This window comes from uncultured Sunxiuqinia sp., from assembly GCF_947495665.1.
In the GTDB taxonomy this organism is placed as follows: domain Bacteria; phylum Bacteroidota; class Bacteroidia; order Bacteroidales; family Prolixibacteraceae; genus Sunxiuqinia; species Sunxiuqinia rutila.
Genome location: NZ_CANLZV010000022.1, coordinates 1 through 18,890, shown reverse-complemented (window position 1 = coordinate 18,890; position 18,890 = coordinate 1). Strand labels below are relative to the sequence as shown.

Below are 18,890 nucleotides of genomic sequence, written 5' to 3'. Positions count from 1 at the left end.
TGAATTCAACCCAAAAATTACTTGATCACGCATTGGTTTTCAACAGAAGCCAATAAAAAAACCACAGCACTCGTTATGAGAAAAATATTTATTGTGGCTTTAATGTCACTTTTTTGCACCCTGGCTCAGGGTAAGGAAGTTCCAACGGTAAAACCCAATGATACCATGCTCTTTGGAGATGTACGTTCGGACGATGAGCACATCCCGTTTGCAACCATTATGGTGAAAGGAACCACGGTAGGAACAGCCGCCGATGTAACCGGACATTATAAATTGGTGGGCATTCCGGAAGGGACCCAGACGGTTGTCGTGTCAGCCGTTGGCTACCAATCCAAATCGTATGAATTCGAATTTAAAGTAGGAAAAGCACTTACCTTGCTGGCTGAACTGGAGCCGGACCAAATTGGGCTGGAGCAGGTGGTAGTAACGGCTGATCGCAGTGAGAAATCGCGCCGGGATGCCTCGACTATAGTGAGTACCATTAGCCCCAAGCTGATGGAGACCACTCAAAGTGTAACGCTGAGCGAAGGCTTGAGTTTTACACCGGGTTTGCGCATGGAAAACAACTGTCAGAACTGCGGTTTTACCCAGGTTCGAATGAATGGGCTGGAAGGGCCTTATTCGCAAATCCTGATTAACAGCCGGCCGGTATTTAGCGGTTTGGCAGGGGTGTATGGCTTGGAGCTGATTCCGGCCAACATGATCGACCGCGTAGAAGTGGTGCGTGGGGGCGGATCGGCCTTGTTCGGCAGCAATGCCATTGCCGGAACCATCAACCTGATTACCAAAGAGCCCGTTCAGGACACATACAGCATTAACAGCTCATTGGGATTGATTGGTGCTGATGCCATTGCTGATTTTAACCTCAGCATGAATGGTTCCATTGTAAGCGAAGATTACCGTTCCGGAATGAGTTTTTATGGTTTTAAACGGGAGCGCGATCCTTACGATGCCAACGGCGATGGTTTTTCTGAGATGGCGAAAATAACTAACAGCACCTTTGGAGCCAGCTTTTTTCAACGAGTAGGGATGCGCTCGAAGATTAACCTTGATTACTTCTTTATTGAGGAGTCGCGACGGGGCGGCAATGATTTTAGCTTGCCTAACCACGAAGCAGATATTTCAGAGGCTGTAGACCACCAAATCAATTCGGCCAACCTGACCTTCGATCATTTCATGCGCGACCACGATAAACTCAGTTTCTTTGCTGCAGCTCAGTGGGTGGAGCGCGGGTCGTACTATGGAGCCGAACAAGACTTGTCAGCCTATGGAAACACCGACGATTTTGCTTACTCACTGGGATCGCAATACCATCGCGATATCGAAAAACTATTGTTTGCCCCTTCCGAATTAGTCATGGGATTGGAGTTGACCAGTGATGCCTTAACGGACAAAAAACTGGGCTACCTGGATGTAGAAACCATGGAACATGTTGGTACAACCACCATCGCTGATCAGGAAGTTAGTACCCTTGGTTTTTTTGCTCAAAACGAATGGGTCAACGATAGGTGGCGTTTTTCATTGGGTTTCCGCGTTGAACACTACGCGATTTCCGACAAAGCAACATCGAGTGGTGATATTTCCGGCGATGTTTTTAGTCCGCGTGCCAGCCTGCTGTTCAACTTGTCAGAGCAAGTCCAGTTGCGCTCCAGCTTTGCCAAAGGCTACCGGGCTCCTCAGATTTTTGATGAGGACCTGCACATTGAAACTTCCGGAGCTCGCAAGGTGATTCATGAAAATGATCCTAACCTGAAACAGGAAAACTCGCACAGTGCAACTTTTTCGATTGATATTTCACAAGATTTTGGTCGTTGGCAAACCCAGCTGCTGGCTGAAGGATTCTACACCGTTCTGGAAAACCCATTCACGAATGAATACGGAACACCAAACGAGCAAGGTGAAGTGGTGTACACCCGAATCAATGCTGAAGATGGCGCAAAGGTTCAGGGGGTTAATCTGGAGTTGAATGCCTCACCAGGCGCCCGTTGGATGTTTCAGTCAGGACTGACTTTTCAGAAAAGCGAATACGATACACCACAGGAATTCAACGAGCGTCGTTTCTTCCGCACGCCAGACAGTTATGGCTACCTGGCCATGACCTACTCGCCAACGGCTGCATTCAAGGCTTCGGTTACTGGAAATTACACCGGAAAGATGCTGGTTCCTTATTTCGGAAATACCTTGATCAACCCGGAGGCAGGTCAGCTTAATGAAGTCGGTTCTTTCTTTGATTTGGGGCTGAAAGTAAGTCAAAACATTGAGCTTCCGGGAAGTTTGCAGCTGCAAGTGTATGCCGGTGCTAAGAACTTGCTTGATGCTTATCAGGATGATTTTGACCACGGCATTGACCGCGATCCGGGCTACATTTACGGGCCACTTTCGCCTCGTACCTTCTACTTTGGCGTGAAGCTTGGAAATATCTTTTAGTACATTCGCTACATAACACCTCTTTATTTGACCGCCCACAAAATAATATTAATTTTGTGGGCGTTGTTTATGGAGCTAAAATTCTGCAAATATGGGCGATTCGCAAATGAAGAAGAACAAGTTTTCTCTAGGAAGTACAGACAAGGACAGACGCAATAACCTGATTGTAATTTTTCTGGCCGTTATTTTAGTTGGTGTTGTGGTGTTGTTTTTTTTGCAGCGTGGCGAACACAAGGAAATTCTTAAGGCACTGAATGCCGAAAAGGATTCCATTCAAATGGAATTAACGGAAATGGTTCAGAGTTACGACAGCTTGAAAACAGATAACGACACCGTAAACTCGCAGCTTTTTGTGGCACAAACCCGGGTGAAAGACCTGATGCTGGAGATTGGGCAAGTGAAGAAAGCCAGCTACGAACAGATTGAAATGTACCGGAACCAGGTGGGATCGCTGCGTAAAATTATGCGGAACTACATTACTCAGGTCGATTCGCTGAATAAAAGAAACCAAGAGCTGATGGTGGAAAACGCCCAGGTGAAACAAGAGTTTGCCCAAATTGAAAGCCAAAAGCAGCGCTTGGAAAAGGAAAAAGAACGCCTGTCGCAGCGCGTGGAGAAAGCCGCTGCCCTGGAGGCCAAAGGCTTGACGGCTTTTGGAATTAACTCTCGTGGTAATGATGTGAACAACAGTCGAAAAGCGGAAAAGATTCAGGTGAATTTTACCCTCGGAAAGAACATTACTGCCAAGCGCGGAGCCAAAAATATTTATGTCCGTATTCAGCGACCAGACCAAATCTTGCTGCTGAAATCGAAAAACGACCTTTTCCGGTTCGAAGACCTGCGCATTCCTTACTCAGCCATGCGCGAGGTGACTTATGAAGGCAATGATCTGCCAGTGAATATTTTCTGGGATAACAATGGTGAGCAACCCCTTATTGCCGGCGAATATACGGTGGATATTTTTGCTGATGGAAACAACATCGGAACCACAACGTTCTCCTTTAAAAAGTAAGATAAAACGCCTTTAAGGACTGAATGGATACAAAAGCCGGTTGAAAAGTAATTACTTTTCAGCCGGCTTTTGTCATTTTAGTCGTTCAAAATCGCTTCAATTTGTTGCAGCTCATTTTGCGAGAAATGCAGGTAGTCGAGCATGGCAATATTGTCATCCAGCTGCTTAACGGAGCTGGCGCCAATCAAGACCGAAGTAATTCGCTGATCTTTCATGATCCAGGCCAGGGCCATTTGCGCCAGCGTTTGTCCGCGCTGCAGGGCAATTTCATTCAACTGCTTCACTTTCTCGATGGCCGGTTCTACCTGGTCGGCTTTCAAAAATCCCCACGACTTTGCAGCCCGCGACCCTTCCGGAATGCCTTTCAGGTACTTGTTGGTAAGCAAGCCTTGCGCCAGGGGTGAAAACGGAATGCAGCCAATGCCTTCTTCCTCCAGCACGTCCAGCAATTCATCTTCTACCCAACGCTCAAACATGGAGTATTTGGGTTGATGAATCAGACAGGGAGTCCCCAGATCACGCAGGATTTGAGCCGCCTCCCGCGTGCGTTCGGCCGGGTAGTTGGAGATGCCCACATACAGGGCTTTTCCCTGGCGAACAGCCTGGTCAAGGGCCATCATGGTTTCTTCCAAGGGGGTTTCCGGATCGGGGCGGTGCGAGTAAAAAATATCAACATACTCGAGCCCCATGCGCTGCAGGCTTTGGTCGAGGCTGGCCAGCAAGTATTTGCGGCTTCCCCAGTTTCCGTATGGTCCGGGCCACATGTCGTAACCGGCTTTGGTCGAAATCACCAGTTCATCGCGGTAAGGCCGGAGGTCCTGTTTCATGATCTTCCCAAAGTTTTCTTCTGCCGAGCCGTAAGGTGGCCCGTAGTTATTGGCCAGGTCGAAATGGGTAATTCCCTTGTCAAAAGCGTGGCGCAGAATAGCGCGTCCGTTTTCAAAGACATCGACTCCGCCGAAATTATGCCATAAGCCCAGTGAAATTGCCGGAAGCATTAAGCCAGAGCGGCCACACCGGTTATAGGTCATGGTTTTGTAACGTGCATTGTTTGCCAGATAAGTCATGATTTAATTTCGTTTTTGGTTCTGTGCTCCCGAAATTACAAAATAATTGATGATTTACCCCAATGAGCTAGCGCGTTTTAACGGGCTTTTGGCCGGGCGATTACCAGCAACTGAGGGGCTGACTGAAAGCCATGTTGCTCCAGCCGCTCTTTGAAAAGCGGGAGCTGATCTTTGGTCTGATCATACTCTGGTCGTCCCTGCAGCTCTTCCAGCAGGCTTTCCATTTGCCGGCTCTTTTCATCCAGAAAATAGGATTCAAAATTGACTTGCTTCGTTTTAAGGTGCCTGAAGGAGTCTACAATCTCCAGTTTGTTTTGACGAACAATGTCCAGAATTTCGTCAACGGTCCAGGTTGAGCAATGCGGAATACCGTGCAAACGATCGACAAACGATTTGAAATGATGCAGCATTTTTTGGTTCTCCTGTGCTTCGGTCAAATCGCCATCCGAAACCTCGTTAATGATGATCCATCCGCCAGGTTTGACCACGCGCTTCATCTCATTCAAGGCTTGTTCCAGGTCAGCTAAATGATGCAGCGCATTCGACAAGGAAACAACATCAAAAGAGGCATCCTCAAAGGCCAGTGTTTCGCCACTCATGCACGAAAAACAGATGTGCTCCTGGGCGAAACGTGCACGTGCTTCTTTCAGCCACTGCTCACCCGGATCAACTCCTGTGATGGATACCTGCCCATTAAAGGTGTCGTTAAGCACTTTGATGAAATCGCCCGATCCGCATCCGACATCGAGGACCTGCTGGACGGTTTTGTCTTTGAAAAAATGCTGAAGCTGTTTCATATCAATAGTAAAAATGCTGAGATTGCGGTAATAACGATTACGGCTGTCCGATAGGTTTTTTCAGGAATAATGCGAACCAGCCAAATGCCCAGAAATGCCCCCAGCGCAATGGCCGGTAAAGTCATTAAATCCATTTTCAGGCTGGGCCAGCTAATGGTTTTCCAAATGAACAGGTGCAAGGGGAACTTGCAGAAATTCAGAATCAGAAAAAACCAGGCTGAGGTACCGATAAAATTGTTTTTAGGCAGATGCATGGCCAGCAGGTAAATAGCAAAAATGGGGCCGGCCACATTGCCAATCATCGTGGCAAATCCGCCCAAAACACCCATGGATGCTGCAAACCACCAACTGTCGGGGAAAAAGTTTTTCCCTTTTCGCCGGTCTTTCCAAAGCATCAGCCCGATGCACATAAACACCAGAATGGCGATGAGGTCTTTGAATTGCTCGTCGTTCACAATTTTGCCTACCCACAAAGCCAGACCAACGCCGATAAAGGCCCAGGGAAGGATTTTGACCAGGTAGCTCCATTGTGCGTGCCGGCGGTAATAGCCAACACCAAACAAATCAGCCATCATCAAAATGGGCAGTAAAACTCCGGTGGATTGTTTACCTCCAAAGATGAAGGCCAGAATGGGAACCACGATCATGGATACGCCCGGCACTCCAACCTTCGACATACCTATAAGCATGCCGCATACAGCCATTAAAACCCACTGCAGCGGGCTTAAGTCAAAGGGTGAAAGTAATTCCATGTTGTTTGTTTAGAAGGACAAAAATAGTAAAGTTGAAGCGAACGAAGGGAAGGAAGCCAAAAAAAGGCCGGAACAATCCGGCCTTTGACCCAAAACACATAACAAACAAGTATGAAAAAAAATAATATTATTAGTTGAAAAAGTATTTTCTCTTATTGATCTTCTTCCATTTACCGGGAATCCATTTCCAGCCTTTCTTTTGTTTTTGCCAATGCCCCGGGCTCCACTTTCTGTTTTCCTTGGGGAGCACCCAGTGGGGCCCCACCCATACGTACATCTTGGAGGGCCGGTGCCAGATCCAGTGTCCGGGAATGAGCTGATAATCTGGTCCGGGTTTCTCGGGCAGGGGCAACTTAACCTTTGGCGGGCTTGGCTTGTGCTCAACAGTCACCTGTGCCTGTGTTGTTTCCGGATTCAGTAAAAAAGACGCCATTCCTAAAAGCACGATCAGCATTGTTTTTTTCATAACTCCAAGGCTTTTAATTTGTTTGCTGATTCATGAAATTCAAAAACAATGCCAAGAAGTGCTAAGGGCTGTTAAAAATACGCTGGGCGGACTGGCTATTGGGGTATTGAGCTGATCAGGAAGGGCTAGAATATTTTGGAGTTGATTTCGTCCAGCTTGGCTTCATCAAACTCCTTAAACCAGGCTCGCAATTGGTTTTTGGCTTTGTGCTGAACCTCTGGGGTGATGTTGTTGCTGATTTGGGAAAGGGCAAAAATCAAAACCCCAAGGTCATCGCTAAAACCAACCAAGGGGGCCAAGTCGGGAATGGCATCGGTGGGTAAAATAAAATAGCCCAGTGCTGCCGCAATGGTTACTTTGGCTTTGACGGAAACGGAAGGTTCTTTCATCAGATAGAACAGGAGCAAGGCGGCATAAGCAACTTGCAGGCCGGCTGTTTTTGCAAACTGCTGCAATTTCTGCTTAAACGATTGCTCGCTGTAGAATTGTTTGTAATCGTGCGGGATCATTTCAAACTCATGTTTGTATAATCAACCTGCAGCTGCCCATAGTGTTCAACAATTTCGTTAAGAATGCGCTGCACTTCATCCATCTCGACGGCCTGAAGGAGTTGAATGCGGTGTTGCCGAAAGTCGGGAACGCCCGGAAAATACTTGGCAAAATGCCGGCGCATCATCAAAATGGCAGAGCGTTCGTTGGCTTTCCAGTCGAGTGAAAGTTGTAATTGATCGCGCAAGTTCTGAACGACTTCAGATACGGTGGGGGGAGGAAGAATTTCGCCGGTTTTTAGGTAGTGTTTCACCTCATTGAAAATCCAGGGGCGGCCAATGGAACCTCGGCCAATCATTAAGCCATCGACACCACTTTGTTTTAAGAACTCCATGGCTTTTTCGGGCCCGTTGATGTCGCCGTTACCAATAATGGGAATGTGCATGCGCGAATTGTTTTTCACTTCAGCAATCAGGCTCCAGTCGGCTTTTCCGGTATACAATTGCTTGCGGGTTCGGCCGTGAATGGCCAACGCAGCCACACCGGCGTCCTGAAGGCGTTCCGCAGCTTCCAGAATGACTTTGGAGTCTTCGTCCCAACCCAGGCGGGTTTTGGCCGTTACGGGCAGCGAAACCGCTTTGACAATCTCTGCCGTCATCCGTTGCATTTTATCCAAATCCTGCAGCAGTCCGGCACCAGCCCCTTTCTTGACGATTTTTTTCATGGGACAACCATAGTTGATATCGATAAAATCGGGCTGAAACTCTTCAACGGCTTTGGCAGCATTTACCATCGAATCGATGTCGTACCCATAAATCTGAATGGCTACCGGACGATCAAAATCGAAAAGGTGCATCTTTTGTTTGGTTTTGGCAATATCCCGAATCAGTGCTTCGGACGACACAAACTCCGTGTACATCACATCGGCGCCAAATTTTTTACACATGTATCGAAACGACTTGTAAGTCACATCTTCCATTGGCGCTAAAAACAGCGGCATTTCTCCTAAATCAATCGATCCAATCTTCACTTTACTCCAATTTTTAAGGTACAAAGATATATAAAGAAGCTTTGAGTTTCGAGTTTTGTACCTGAAGATGACGGGAAAGAGTCTGGCTGCTGACCTGTTTTGGGGGGCTTTTTTGCGGTTTTTTTTTTGCTTCGGGCGACTTATCTTTAGGGCACTTAAAATTTTAACTATGGCCTTTACCACATTCCGGGGGATGAAGCCCGGCACACAGTTAGTTTTCTCTGCATTTGTTATTCTGGTTTCCTTTTTGGTTGTCTTTTCTATTTCTATTGCTGCGCTTGTGCCAATTGTTGGGCTTTCCGAAATGATGAACAGCCTTTCGGGGGTTGATCCTTCGGACCCGAACACGGTAAACTTGTTGAAATATTTTCAGGTGGTTCAGTCCATTGGGCTTTTTGTATTGCCTCCCTTTCTTTTAGCTTGGTTGTTTGAAGGGAATGTATGGCGGTACCTGACCCTGGATCAAAAAGTGCGGACAGGCAATCTGTTGCTTGGTTTGCTTGCGGTGCTGGCAGCCGGCCCCTGGGTGGGTTACCTGGGCGAGCTGAACCAGAATATGCATCTTCCCGGCTTTTTGGCCGGCATGGAAGACTGGATGCGAAGCATGGAGGATAGTGCTGCCAACCTGATTGATCGTTTTATTGCGGTAGAAACGGTGTGGGGGGTGCTGTTCAACTTGTTTATGATTGCCGTAATTCCGGCTATTGGCGAGGAGTTGCTTTTTCGTGGGGTGGTTCAGAAGATTTTCACGAACATGACCCGCAATCAACATTGGGGAATTTGGATCTCTGCGTTTTTATTCAGCACTTTGCACATGCAGTTTTTTGGCTTTTTCCCCCGATTGGTTTTAGGTGCTTTATTTGGCTACCTACTCATTTATTCGGGGTCGATGTGGTTGCCTATTCTGGCTCACTTCATGAATAATGCCTTAGGTGTTTTGGCCTTGCATGCCGAAAAGACCGGCAGTAAAACAATGGAATCATTGAACAGCTATGGCGATTCGATGAGTACTTCTGTAGTGATGGCTGTTTTGAGTCTGGCCTTAACCATTGCATTGGTCTATATACTGCGCAAAAGAGTGGGCGCAGAAGCCTGATGGTTTTCGTAAATCGAAGTTTTGTCGATTAGCCTTAGCTTTCGGTTGCAGGTATAAGAACCCGGTTTAAAAGAAAGGTGCAGCTTAGTTGAAATTGAGATTGATCTGCAGTTTTTCTGCTTCCATCCGTTTCAGTTCCGACTGGCGGTAAACGTACACCACGCCATATTGTGCGGCTTTTTCACGTCGAATTTCATCGGGTTGTCCTTCAAAATGGGCTTCTACCTCGTTCCACAACTGCTGAATGAGTGCATCTGCCTGTTCGCGTATGTCCTTCATTTTAAAGGATGCACGATCGGTGTTGTTTTGCAGAATTTTCTGATGCTGAAAGGCATCCTTGAAATTTTCATAATGAACCTTTACCAAGGCAATGGATGGGCTATAGATGGCACTTCCGCCTTGCATGCAGCGTCTTTGTTCTCCCTGAATGATCCGTTCTCCCCAGGCTAAAACGTCCTTTTCCAAGTTGAGTGGAGGAACATCCAAGGCATTGGGACGAAGCCCGTAAAATTCGCGGACAGCAGGTTTCATTTCTTCACGCTGAATGGCGAAGTTCAGCACCTGAACGAAGTGGGATAAGTATAATTTAGCCTTTTTGAAGATGTTGCCGTATTCGTTGGACCGGTCAAACTGTACTTGTTTGGCAGCCTGAAGTTGCCGGATACAGTTGGACAAATTGGGGTAAAGCGATTGAAGCTTGTTGAGTGTGAGCTGACTGAAAGCCAATTCACTATAGGCTGTTCGCTTTCCTTTTTCCAAAGCCATCTCAATGGCTTTCATTCGTGCTTGGTCGGTATTTGGCAACCTGCGGTAAGGCATACTAAGTTCTTTTGAGTACTACGAAGATAAGAATTACGCGCAAGCTAATTGAGCTGTTCTTTCCTATTTTAATTAACAGCTACCTGTTCACAAGTTAATATTTACGGGCTGTTCGCAGTATTTTCTTGCTTTCTCTGAGTGCTGTTCCAGGGGAGAAACTGTCCTTCAGGTTGTGGGCTCTTTCTTAAACTTACTTCGAAATTTCGAGCATACGAACAATCGGTACCTTGGCTTGTTCGATGACCTCGGCAGAAAGTTGTACCTCGGGTAGCTCATGTTTCATGCAGATGTACAGTTTTTGTAAGCTGTTCAGCTTCATGTAAGAACAGTCGTTGCAAGCACAGGTAGAATCGTTTGAAGGGGCAGGAATGAAAATTTTGTCGGGACACGCTTTGTTCATTTGGTGAAGAATCCCGCTTTCAGTAGCTACGATAAATTTTTGGGCCTTGTTTTCCTGAACGTAATTCAGCAAAGAGCTAGTAGACCCAATGTGCTTGGCCAGCAAAAGCACGGTTTTTTCACATTCGGGGTGAGCAATAAATTCTGCGTCCGGATGTTGATCCATCAGCTCGATAATTTTCTCAACCGAATATTTTTCATGAACCATACACGCGCCGTCCCAAAGCACCATATTGCGTCCTGTGATGCTGTTGATGTAGTTGCCCAGGTTTTTGTCGGGGGCAAAAATAAGTTTGGCATCTTTCGGAAAGCTGTTGACTATTTTCTCGGCATTGGATGAGGTGCAGACCACATCAGTCATTGTTTTCAGGTCAGCAGTACAGTTGATGTAAGAAATAACTTGGTGGTCAGGATATTGTTTTTTGAATTCAGCAAATTTATCCGCAGGGGCTGACTCGGCCAGTGAGCATCCGGCTTTTAGGTCGGGCAGAATCACTTTTTTGGAGGGGTTGATGATTTTGGCTGTTTCAGCCATAAAATGCACGCCAACAAAAACAATCATGTCTGCTTCGGTTTGGGCTGCAGCCTGCGCCAGCTGTAAGCTGTCTCCAACGAAATCAGCAATGTCCTGCAAGTCTCCATCCACATAGTAATGGCTCAGAATAACGGCATTTTTTTCCTGTTTCAGCCGCTTAATCTCGTTTACCAAATTCAGTTTAGGATCGATTTTTTCGTCAATAAAACCTTTCTCTTCCAACATCTCCTGAACCAATAACTTTTCCATCGTCAGCACTCCTTTTTTCAGAATAATTGCCTGCAAAATTAAGAATTCCTCTAAAAAAACATATAGCAATCTTTAAATGTTTTGAGAATGAACGCATATCCACTGGGTGTGTCAGGACTAGGAATGGTTAGTGGGGGACCAGATTTCGGCAAACATCGTTTAATGGGTGACTATTACTTTTACCATGTGTTGGGCACCGTTGGTCAGTCGTACCTTCAGTAAAATCAGCTCGCTGGGGATAGCGGTAAGATCAAAATAAAAAATCCCTGCCAGCTAATAATCTGACAGGGATTTGACTCGGGAATCGAGTAATTTGTATTAATCGAGTTGTAGTTTCGCATTGTCGACTGGGCTGATTTTATCAGAAACCGGTCGCATGCGGAATGAATAGTCGTAACTTTTTGCGGTCAAACGATAAGGCTCATGTGTCCAGGCCCCCCAGCTGTTGTCGCCACCAACTCCCATCTGTTTGTAGTCCACATTGACAGAGGTGAGTTCGCGCTCTTTCACGTCGTTGGTGTGACGGTTTACCGGCTTTACACCTTGGGCCTGACGTCCATCGGTACGCTCAGGCGACTCAAAGTCCTCCATGATGTTATGGTGTGCACTTACCGACAGCAGTGGCTCGCCAACAAACAGCAATCCGACTCCTTGTTTGTTGGTGATGGTCATCCAGCGGACATCGGTTTTGTTGCCGTTTTCCTGTGGACGAACGTAAGCCCAGAGCTGATCAGCTACCGATCCGGAATACAATCCAACGAATGCACTGGTTTTGCGGTCCCAATACGATTCGTGTGGGCCACGTCCCAGCCAGCTCATTTGGTCAAACTGACGCGGCATTTGCAGGTTCATTCCCATCCGGACGATTTCAGGAAGTTCCTCTTTGGTCATTTTGAATTGATTGTTAACCACTACATCGCCACTACCATAAACGGTGTAGCTTGAGTTGTAGTCCGCAATTTTTTCACCCGCCTCATTATTCAGGTCAAACTTGAAGTTGACCACGACCTCGTTGGTTGATTTTTGCGTTAGTTTTACGCTGCTTACAGTCCGGTTTTCGCCGGCTTTGCGCCAAACGCGGCTACGCTTGTGCAGGTTGTTTCCGTAGTCGTTATCAATGGGGGCTCGCCAGAAGTTCGGAATCGGGCCTTCTTTTAGCAGTTCGGTTTCGCCGGTTTTGAAGCTGCTCAATACGCCAACCGTTTTATTAAATTCAAGACTGAATCCTTCACCATTGATGGTAATTGAAGCATCCGTTTCGTTTACCTGGAGTGCCGGAAATTCGGCGGTGTTCATTTTCTTGGCCGCTTTCTCAAACGGTAATTTCATTTGTTCGGCTGCCAGTTCGTAGTTGGCTGGAACCAGGCCTTGTTGTGCTTTTGTTTTTGCTGAAAAGTTCAGGAAGTATTCTGTTCCTGGTTGCGGATCAATCGTATAATCCAGGTTTACCTGAAGCTTGGCTCCGGGAGTCAGTTCGAAGTTGGTCAGTTTTCCTTCCTTAACTGTTTGTCCATCGGCAGTAATGGTCCAGCTGATAGTCAGTTCCGAGAGATTGGTGAAACTGTATTTGTTTTCAATTTCAACAATGCCCTTTTGAAGGTTGATGGCTTTGAAACCAATATTTTGGTACACCTTTTTTACCTCCAGAAGATGGGGTTTTATTCCACGGTCAGGATCAACCAATCCGTTTAGGCAGAAGTTGCCATCCGAAGGAACAGTGTCCGGTCCGAAATCGCCTCCATAAGCCCAGTAGGTTTCTCCGGCTTCGTTGGTGGTCAGCAGTCCCTGGTCAACCCAGTCCCAAATGCAACCACCTTGTAAAACATCGTATTTTTCGATCACATCCCAGTAGTCTTGCAAGTTTCCAACACTGTTTCCCATGGCATGCGCGTATTCGCATTGAATCAAGGGCTTGGAAGGATTGGACTTGGCGTAGTTTTCCATATGACCAATGGATGCATACATCGGACAGTTGATGTCGGTATTTTCGCCGCCGTGCGCTTGCTCATACTGAACCGGGCGTGTCGGGTCAGCTTCTTTCAGAAACTTGTAGGTAGCCATGAAATTGACCCCGTTTCCGGCTTCATTACCCAATGACCAGGTGATGATGGAAGGTTGGTTTTTGTCGCGCTCATACATGTTGACCGTCCGGTCCATGTGCGCCTTACCCCAAATGGGGTCTTTGGCCAGCGACTCTTTGCCGTAACCCATACCGTGCGACTCAATATTGGCTTCGTCAATCACATACAAACCATATTGGTTGCAGAGTTTGTACCACAATTCGGGTTGGGGATAATGTGATGTACGAACGGTATTGATGTTGTGGGTTTTCATGAGCTCGATATCTTTCAACATCGTTTCTTTATCCATCACATGCCCGGTAACATCGTGGTGTTCGTGTAAATTGACTCCTTTTACCAGAATGGGGGTTCCGTTTACCATCAGTTGGGCGTCTTTGATTTCCACTGTTCGGAAACCAACATCCTGACGAAGAACTTCCAGTGTTTTGCCATTGGCATCCTGTAGTTTGATCAACAGTAAATACAGGTTCGGATGTTCGGCAGACCATTTTTTTACCTTCGGAAGGGTTGCTTCAAAAGGAAGCATCTGGCCGGCATTGCTCAGTTCAACTTCCTGTTCAAAACTGACCAGAGACTTATCGCCATCTAAAAGTTCAGCCTGTAAAGTCAGGTTTTTGGTTTCGGCCTGCACATTGGCCAGTTCAACCTGCAGCGCCAGGTGACCATCGGTGTAATTCTCATCCAAGCCGGCTTTCACGCTGAAATCCTGAATATGTTGCTTGTTACGGGCCATCAGAAATACATCGCGGGTCATTCCGCTAAGGCGCCAAAAGTCTTGGTCTTCAAGGTAGCTGGCATCGCTCCATCGGAAAATCTCTACAGCCAGTGTATTTTTTCCGCTCTTCAGGAGGGGAGTTATGTTGAATTCAGCAGGAGTTTTGCTGTCTTCGCTGTAGCCCACAAATTGCTCATTTACCCACACATTCATGGCTGAGCTAACGGCTCCGAAGTGCAAAATAACTTCTTTGTCCGTCCAGTCTGAAGGAATCTTAAAGGTGCGTTTATAGGAGCCGACGGGGTTGTAATTTTTTTGAATGAGTGGTGGCGTTTTGGCGTGCGGATATTTTACATTGGTGTAAATGGGATAGTCAAACCCTTCAACTTCCCAGTTGGAAGGCACTTTAATTTCCTGCCAGTCACGGGTGTCGTAGTCGTTTTTGAAAAACCAGTATGGGCGTTCATCGGGGTTTTGCGCCAAGTGAAATTGCCAAGTTCCATTCAGTGAAGCCAGGTAAGGCGATTTCCATTTTTCATCCTGAACTGCTAGTTCAATGGTAGTGTAGGGAATGTAGTGAGCCCGGGGAGCTTCTTTGTTAATTTGAACAATCTCAGGATCTTCCCAGGGCTTTGGGTTGGGCTCTTCAAAAGGAACATCGTTGTATTTGCTGGTGCATGAATGGCCTATTAAAAGCACAAGTAGCAGCGTAATTGAGTAGTAATAGTTTTTCATTATTAGTGTTTATCGTTTGTTAGCCTAACTGGTTGGTACCGGTAGGGAAGCAAAAATCCTAAAAATATTCTTTAAAAGCAAGCAGAAAAAACGTGTTTAACAGCCTGTAAACTTTTGGAATATGGTTTTGGTCAGGAAGGACGGGGAAAAGCTGCTGTTTTTGTTTGGCATTTTCTGCAAGTTGTTAAGCTAAAAAAGAGTGTTCGTGAGGTAAAAATGAAAGGAAGAACGGCTTATTCGATTTTTTGGCTAACAAAAAACTTATCTACAATGGGGCGAAAGATATGAACATGTGATTGCTCTTATATTTTTATAAACCATAAAATTGTAATTTGTAGAATCTTTTGATTTTGCTTGGAGAAGGATGGCCTTTGTTTATCGTAATTATTTTTAACAAAGTTGTAACAAGTTGTTAATTATTGACAAATATGTTTTTGTGTTATTTGTAACTAATCTTAATCCATTTTCTATGAAAACAAAACTAAAAAATTACACTTTGCTATTCGCTTTGATGCTGTTAGCAACTTCTCCGGTTTTTTCGCAGATAACTACTGCAGGAATGACTGGAACTGTTGAGACTGAATCAGGTGAACGACTGCCGGGTGCAACTGTCCTGGCTGTTCATGAACCATCAGGTTCTCAGTACGGGACCATTACCAACAAAGAAGGTTTGTTTGATCTGCAAGGGATGAGATCCGGCGGGCCTTACCGGGTTGAAGTATCTTTTGTTGGGTACAATAAAGGAACTTTCACTGATATCAGACTATTCTTGGGTGAAACTTACATTTTGAATGCTACAATGAAGGAAAGCTCGGTTGATGTAGGAGAAGTGGTGGTGCTTGGTACGCAAGCCTCCCCTTTCCGGACGACCAAGACCGGGGCTACAACCAATATTTCGAACGAACAAATGAACGCAATGCCCACCATTAACCGAAGCATTTCGGACATTGCACGTATTTCGCCTTATGCCAATGGAATGAGCTTTGCCGGAGGTGATGGTCGCTCTACCAACTTCACGGTTGACGGTGCCAACTTTAACAACAATTTTGGATTGGGTTCAAATCTTCCTGGTGGTGGAAATCCTATTTCTATGGACGCGATAGAAGAAGTGCAAGTGGTTATTGCTCCTTTCGATGTTCGTCAAACCAACTTCATTGGCGGAGGGATCAATGCGATTACTAAATCAGGAACCAATACCTTTAAGGGGACCGGATATACTTATTATCGCAATCAAGATATGCGCGGTAATAAAATTGGCGATAAATATTTTGGAGAACGAGCAGAGGAGTCAAAAACAACTTATGGAGCTTCTTTGGGTGGTCCAATTATTGAAAACAAGTTATTCTTCTTTGGTAATATTGAGAAAGAGAAAAGTCCAGAACAAGTTGTTAACTGGAAACCTTCGACTGACGGTGTAACTGATGAGCAAACAATTTCCAGAACAACAATTAGCGATCTTCAGGCGGTATCAGACCATTTGAAAAATAAATACGGTTATGATACCGGATCGTTTACCGATTTCCCAGCAGATCAGGAGAATATTAAATATTTGTTGCGTTTGGACTGGAATATAAATGACGCGAATAAAATGAATATTCGTTACAATTATACAAAGAACACGGCTTGGAACGCTCCTAATGGGAACTCAACGGATGGTGCATATCGTGATCGCAATAAAAACCGAATTTCTCAGTACTCGATGTCTTACGCTAATTCGATGTATTCAATGGATAATCTGGTCAAGTCTGGGACAATTGAATTGAATAGCCGAATTAATGAAAAGATGTCGAATCAAGTTATTGCAACTTATTCAGACATACAGGATGTGCGTGGAACGAACTCGTCAGTATTCCCTTTCATAGATATTATGAGTGGAGATATTGCATCCGGAGCTGAAGCATTGGATCCGTATATATCAGCTGGTTACGAGTTGTTTACTTATAATAATGGGGTGAAAAATAAAATTTACACCATTACAGATAACTTTACTTATTACTTGGATGCTCATAAGTTGACTGCTGGTATTAGTTATGAGCATCAATCAGCGGCTAACTCTTATATGCGTAGTGGTACTGGTTATTATCGTTACGCCAGTTTGTCTGATTTCTTAAATGGTGCCGCTCCGGTAGATTTTGCACTGACTTATGGTGCTAACGGTGAAAAGAACCCTGTGAATGAGGTTGTATTTAGCCAGTTGGGCTTTTATGCACAAGATGAATGGACTGTTAAGCCTAATTTGAAATTAACTTTTGGCTTGCGTGCGGATAGAATTAGCTTTTTAAACGATATAATGCGAAATCAGGCCATTTACGATTTGGATTTTGGTGGTCGCAAAATTGATACTGGCGCATGGCCCGATGCTAAAATTAATCTTTCTCCACGTATTGGGGCAAACTGGGATGTTAAAGGCGATAAATCATTAGTTATTCGTGGTGGTAGTGGTCTGTTTACAGGTCGTTTGCCATTGGTATTCTTCACTAATATGCCTTCCAATGCAGGGATGAATCAATTACTTATGAAAGTTCAAACTAGGTTTAATCCAGATGGTTCGGTGAAGAGTCGAGATGCTAATTTGGATAAATTGACGGGTGGATTATTAACCAGTGTAGATGAGATGATTTCAACTTTAGGTTTCCAAACAGAAGTGACTCCTGAGGATGGTAGTGTAGTGAGTTCTGTGGCTGGTGTTGATCCTGATTTTAAAATGCCTCAGGTGTGGAAAACGGCAGCAGGAGTCGATTTCCAGGTTCCTGTTAGTTTCCCGTTGTCGGTAACTGCAGAAGGTGTTTTTACGAAAAATGTGAATGCCGTGATGCAGGAAAACTATTTAGTGAAAACTCCAACTGACAGTTGGGAAACTTTCTCAGGACCAGATAATCGCTATATCTACTCCGATTATTTGTATTCTCCATCTGAGGAAGGTGTGCGCGATGCTTGTGTGTTGACTAATACAAGTAAAGGTTATGGTTATACGTTGAATTTGACTGTTAATGCAGAGCCAATCGAGGATTTGAAATTGATGCTTGCTTATACCCGCACCGAGATGAAAGAAGTTTCCGGTATGCCGGGCAGCTATGCTAACTCTGCTTGGAGTGGAGTTACTTCTGTGAATGGCCCCAATGTTGCAGAGGCTCAACGTTCTCAATATGTAATTCCTGATAAGGTAGTTGGAGCTTTGAATTACCGTTTCGGTCACAGTGAGTCAAAAATTATGAGAGGTACTACGATTAGCGTATTCTACTCAGGTTACTCACCTTATGGTAATTCATTCACATATAGTAACGATATGAATAGTGATGGAGTAAATGCTGATCTAATCTATATTCCTAAAGCCAAAGGTGATATTCAATTTGTTTCGCCTGAAGATGAAAATGCATTTTTTGCATTTATTGAGCAAGATGATTATTTGAGCAAGCATAAGGGAGAATACGCTGAAGCCAATGCAGCCCGTGCTCCATGGGTTCACAAATTTGATTTGCGTATTTTGGAAGATCTTTCGATAAAAGTAGGCAAGACTACTCATACTATTCAATTAAGTGCTGACGTATTAAATGTTGGAAACCTTATTAATTCTGAATGGGGAGTAAATAAAAATATGGCTGCAAGTAACTACGGTTCAATTCTAAAGTACGAGAGTAGGGATGCAAATTATGTTCCTACTTTCTCAATGGTTAAAGTAGGTGGTGAATACCCAACAAAAACCTACTCAACTTATGAGAATTATAATCAATGCTGGCAGTTACAAGTTGGAGTGCGCTATTTTTTCTAACGAGTGAATAGGAAATAAATTTTAACAACAGCAGAAAGGCTGCCCGATTGTTTTCGGGCAGCCTTTCACCTTTCTAAGGAAAGGCTCATTCTTTACTACCTGCACTCTTTTCTTCTTTTTTCACCCTCTCATTGCTGTTTTTTTTGTTGCCTTCTGGCATAAGAAGGAAGTCCATTTTAGTGATCTTAAGCCCTTTTGCTCCATCCTTCGAAAAAAAGATTAAAATTCTCTAGGTATTTAATGTGTGTTAAATCAGTGAATTAGGTGATTTTCATGAAAATATTTTCAAAAAAGATAGTACTTTGTATTGCATAGAACCATTTAATGGTTGTATATTTGTAATACCGAATTCAAGGTAAAAGATAGAAATAGTTAAAAAAAAGTTCTATACAGAGTGTAACGAAAACAGAAACCAGTCGTCTTAAAAACGGAAACAGAAAGCAAACAAGTTC

General features: G+C 44.9%; 14 protein-coding genes. 5 read left to right on the top strand and 9 right to left on the bottom strand.

The features are described 5' to 3' along the window. Window positions 1–75: 75 nt before the first annotated feature. Together Q1A18_RS17940 and Q1A18_RS17935 are read left to right on the top strand one after the other, a co-directional pair. On the top strand, window positions 76–2,427 hold the full coding sequence (locus tag Q1A18_RS17940; protein ID WP_299584043.1) for a TonB-dependent receptor: 2,352 nt from the start codon (window positions 76–78) through the stop codon (window positions 2,425–2,427). Window positions 2,428–2,518: 91 nt separating this feature from the next. Further along, complete coding sequence (locus Q1A18_RS17935; protein WP_299584040.1) at window positions 2,519–3,439, top strand: hypothetical protein; 921 nt, start codon at window positions 2,519–2,521, stop codon at window positions 3,437–3,439. 77 nt (window positions 3,440–3,516) lie between these two features. Here Q1A18_RS17935 and mgrA read toward each other — a convergent pair whose 3' ends face one another. From mgrA to dusB, 6 genes are all read right to left on the bottom strand, one after another. Continuing rightward, window positions 3,517–4,506: an L-glyceraldehyde 3-phosphate reductase gene (gene mgrA / locus Q1A18_RS17930; RefSeq protein ID WP_299584037.1), complete on the bottom strand. Its 990-nt coding sequence runs from the start codon at window positions 4,504–4,506 to the stop codon at window positions 3,517–3,519. 77 nt (window positions 4,507–4,583) lie between these two features. Next, window positions 4,584–5,303: a class I SAM-dependent methyltransferase gene (locus Q1A18_RS17925; RefSeq protein WP_299584034.1), complete on the bottom strand. Its 720-nt coding sequence runs from the start codon at window positions 5,301–5,303 to the stop codon at window positions 4,584–4,586. Then, window positions 5,300–6,055, bottom strand: coding sequence for a sulfite exporter TauE/SafE family protein (locus Q1A18_RS17920; RefSeq protein WP_299584031.1), 756 nt, complete (start codon window positions 6,053–6,055; stop codon window positions 5,300–5,302). The genes Q1A18_RS17925 and Q1A18_RS17920 overlap by 4 nt, the downstream gene beginning before the upstream one ends. A gap of 130 nt (window positions 6,056–6,185) precedes the next feature. Then, the gene (locus tag Q1A18_RS17915) at window positions 6,186–6,521 is read right to left on the bottom strand and encodes a hypothetical protein (RefSeq protein WP_299584028.1); all 336 of its coding nucleotides are present in this window, start codon (window positions 6,519–6,521) and stop codon (window positions 6,186–6,188) included. Between the two features lie 125 nt (window positions 6,522–6,646). After that, a complete protein-coding gene (locus tag Q1A18_RS17910) occupies window positions 6,647–7,030 on the bottom strand; it encodes a DUF1232 domain-containing protein (protein ID WP_299584025.1) in 384 nt (127 codons plus the stop codon). After that, entirely contained in the window at window positions 7,027–8,040 is a 1,014-nt protein-coding gene (gene dusB, locus Q1A18_RS17905; RefSeq protein WP_299584022.1) for a tRNA dihydrouridine synthase DusB, read from the bottom strand. The genes Q1A18_RS17910 and dusB overlap by 4 nt, the downstream gene beginning before the upstream one ends. Window positions 8,041–8,209: 169 nt before the next feature. Here dusB and Q1A18_RS17900 point away from each other — a divergent pair, with 169 nt between their 5' ends. Then, a complete protein-coding gene (locus tag Q1A18_RS17900; RefSeq protein WP_299584017.1) occupies window positions 8,210–9,136 on the top strand; it encodes a CPBP family intramembrane glutamic endopeptidase in 927 nt (308 codons plus the stop codon). A gap of 84 nt (window positions 9,137–9,220) precedes the next feature. On the opposite strand, the gene Q1A18_RS17895 is transcribed toward Q1A18_RS17900, so the two are convergent. Together Q1A18_RS17895 and nadA are read right to left on the bottom strand one after the other, a co-directional pair. Then, on the bottom strand, window positions 9,221–9,955 hold the full coding sequence (locus tag Q1A18_RS17895) for a hypothetical protein (protein WP_299584014.1): 735 nt from the start codon (window positions 9,953–9,955) through the stop codon (window positions 9,221–9,223). Between the two features lie 190 nt (window positions 9,956–10,145). Beyond that, window positions 10,146–11,138: a quinolinate synthase NadA gene (gene nadA, locus Q1A18_RS17890; protein WP_299584011.1), complete on the bottom strand. Its 993-nt coding sequence runs from the start codon at window positions 11,136–11,138 to the stop codon at window positions 10,146–10,148. Between the two features lie 87 nt (window positions 11,139–11,225). Between nadA and Q1A18_RS17885 the strand changes: the two genes are divergently transcribed. After that, complete coding sequence (locus Q1A18_RS17885; protein WP_299584008.1) at window positions 11,226–11,360, top strand: hypothetical protein; 135 nt, start codon at window positions 11,226–11,228, stop codon at window positions 11,358–11,360. A gap of 96 nt (window positions 11,361–11,456) precedes the next feature. On the opposite strand, the gene Q1A18_RS17880 is transcribed toward Q1A18_RS17885, so the two are convergent. Beyond that, on the bottom strand, window positions 11,457–14,669 hold the full coding sequence (locus Q1A18_RS17880; protein ID WP_299584005.1) for a glycoside hydrolase family 2 TIM barrel-domain containing protein: 3,213 nt from the start codon (window positions 14,667–14,669) through the stop codon (window positions 11,457–11,459). A gap of 469 nt (window positions 14,670–15,138) precedes the next feature. Between Q1A18_RS17880 and Q1A18_RS17875 the strand changes: the two genes are divergently transcribed. Beyond that, window positions 15,139–18,438 carry a TonB-dependent receptor gene (locus Q1A18_RS17875; protein ID WP_299584002.1) on the top strand — a complete coding sequence of 1,100 codons (3,300 nt, stop codon included), beginning with the start codon at window positions 15,139–15,141 and terminating at the stop codon, window positions 18,436–18,438. The last annotated feature ends 452 nt before the right edge of the window (window positions 18,439–18,890 follow it).

Excerpts from the sequence above, each read along its gene's own strand:
- Q1A18_RS17940 (WP_299584043.1), top strand. The coding sequence starts at position 76 with ATGAGAAAAATATTTATTGTGGCTTTAATGTCACTTTTTTGCACCCTG.
- Q1A18_RS17935 (WP_299584040.1), top strand. The coding sequence starts at position 2,519 with ATGGGCGATTCGCAAATGAAGAAGAACAAGTTTTCTCTAGGAAGTACA.
- mgrA (WP_299584037.1), bottom strand. The coding sequence starts at position 4,506 with ATGACTTATCTGGCAAACAATGCACGTTACAAAACCATGACCTATAAC.
- Q1A18_RS17925 (WP_299584034.1), bottom strand. The coding sequence starts at position 5,303 with ATGAAACAGCTTCAGCATTTTTTCAAAGACAAAACCGTCCAGCAGGTC.
- Q1A18_RS17920 (WP_299584031.1), bottom strand. The coding sequence starts at position 6,055 with ATGGAATTACTTTCACCCTTTGACTTAAGCCCGCTGCAGTGGGTTTTA.
- Q1A18_RS17915 (WP_299584028.1), bottom strand. The coding sequence starts at position 6,521 with ATGAAAAAAACAATGCTGATCGTGCTTTTAGGAATGGCGTCTTTTTTA.
- Q1A18_RS17910 (WP_299584025.1), bottom strand. The coding sequence starts at position 7,030 with ATGATCCCGCACGATTACAAACAATTCTACAGCGAGCAATCGTTTAAG.
- Q1A18_RS17900 (WP_299584017.1), top strand. The coding sequence starts at position 8,210 with ATGGCCTTTACCACATTCCGGGGGATGAAGCCCGGCACACAGTTAGTT.
- Q1A18_RS17895 (WP_299584014.1), bottom strand. The coding sequence starts at position 9,955 with ATGCCTTACCGCAGGTTGCCAAATACCGACCAAGCACGAATGAAAGCC.
- nadA (WP_299584011.1), bottom strand. The coding sequence starts at position 11,138 with ATGGAAAAGTTATTGGTTCAGGAGATGTTGGAAGAGAAAGGTTTTATT.
- Q1A18_RS17885 (WP_299584008.1), top strand. The coding sequence starts at position 11,226 with ATGAACGCATATCCACTGGGTGTGTCAGGACTAGGAATGGTTAGTGGG.
- Q1A18_RS17880 (WP_299584005.1), bottom strand. The coding sequence starts at position 14,669 with ATGAAAAACTATTACTACTCAATTACGCTGCTACTTGTGCTTTTAATA.
- Q1A18_RS17875 (WP_299584002.1), top strand. The coding sequence starts at position 15,139 with ATGAAAACAAAACTAAAAAATTACACTTTGCTATTCGCTTTGATGCTG.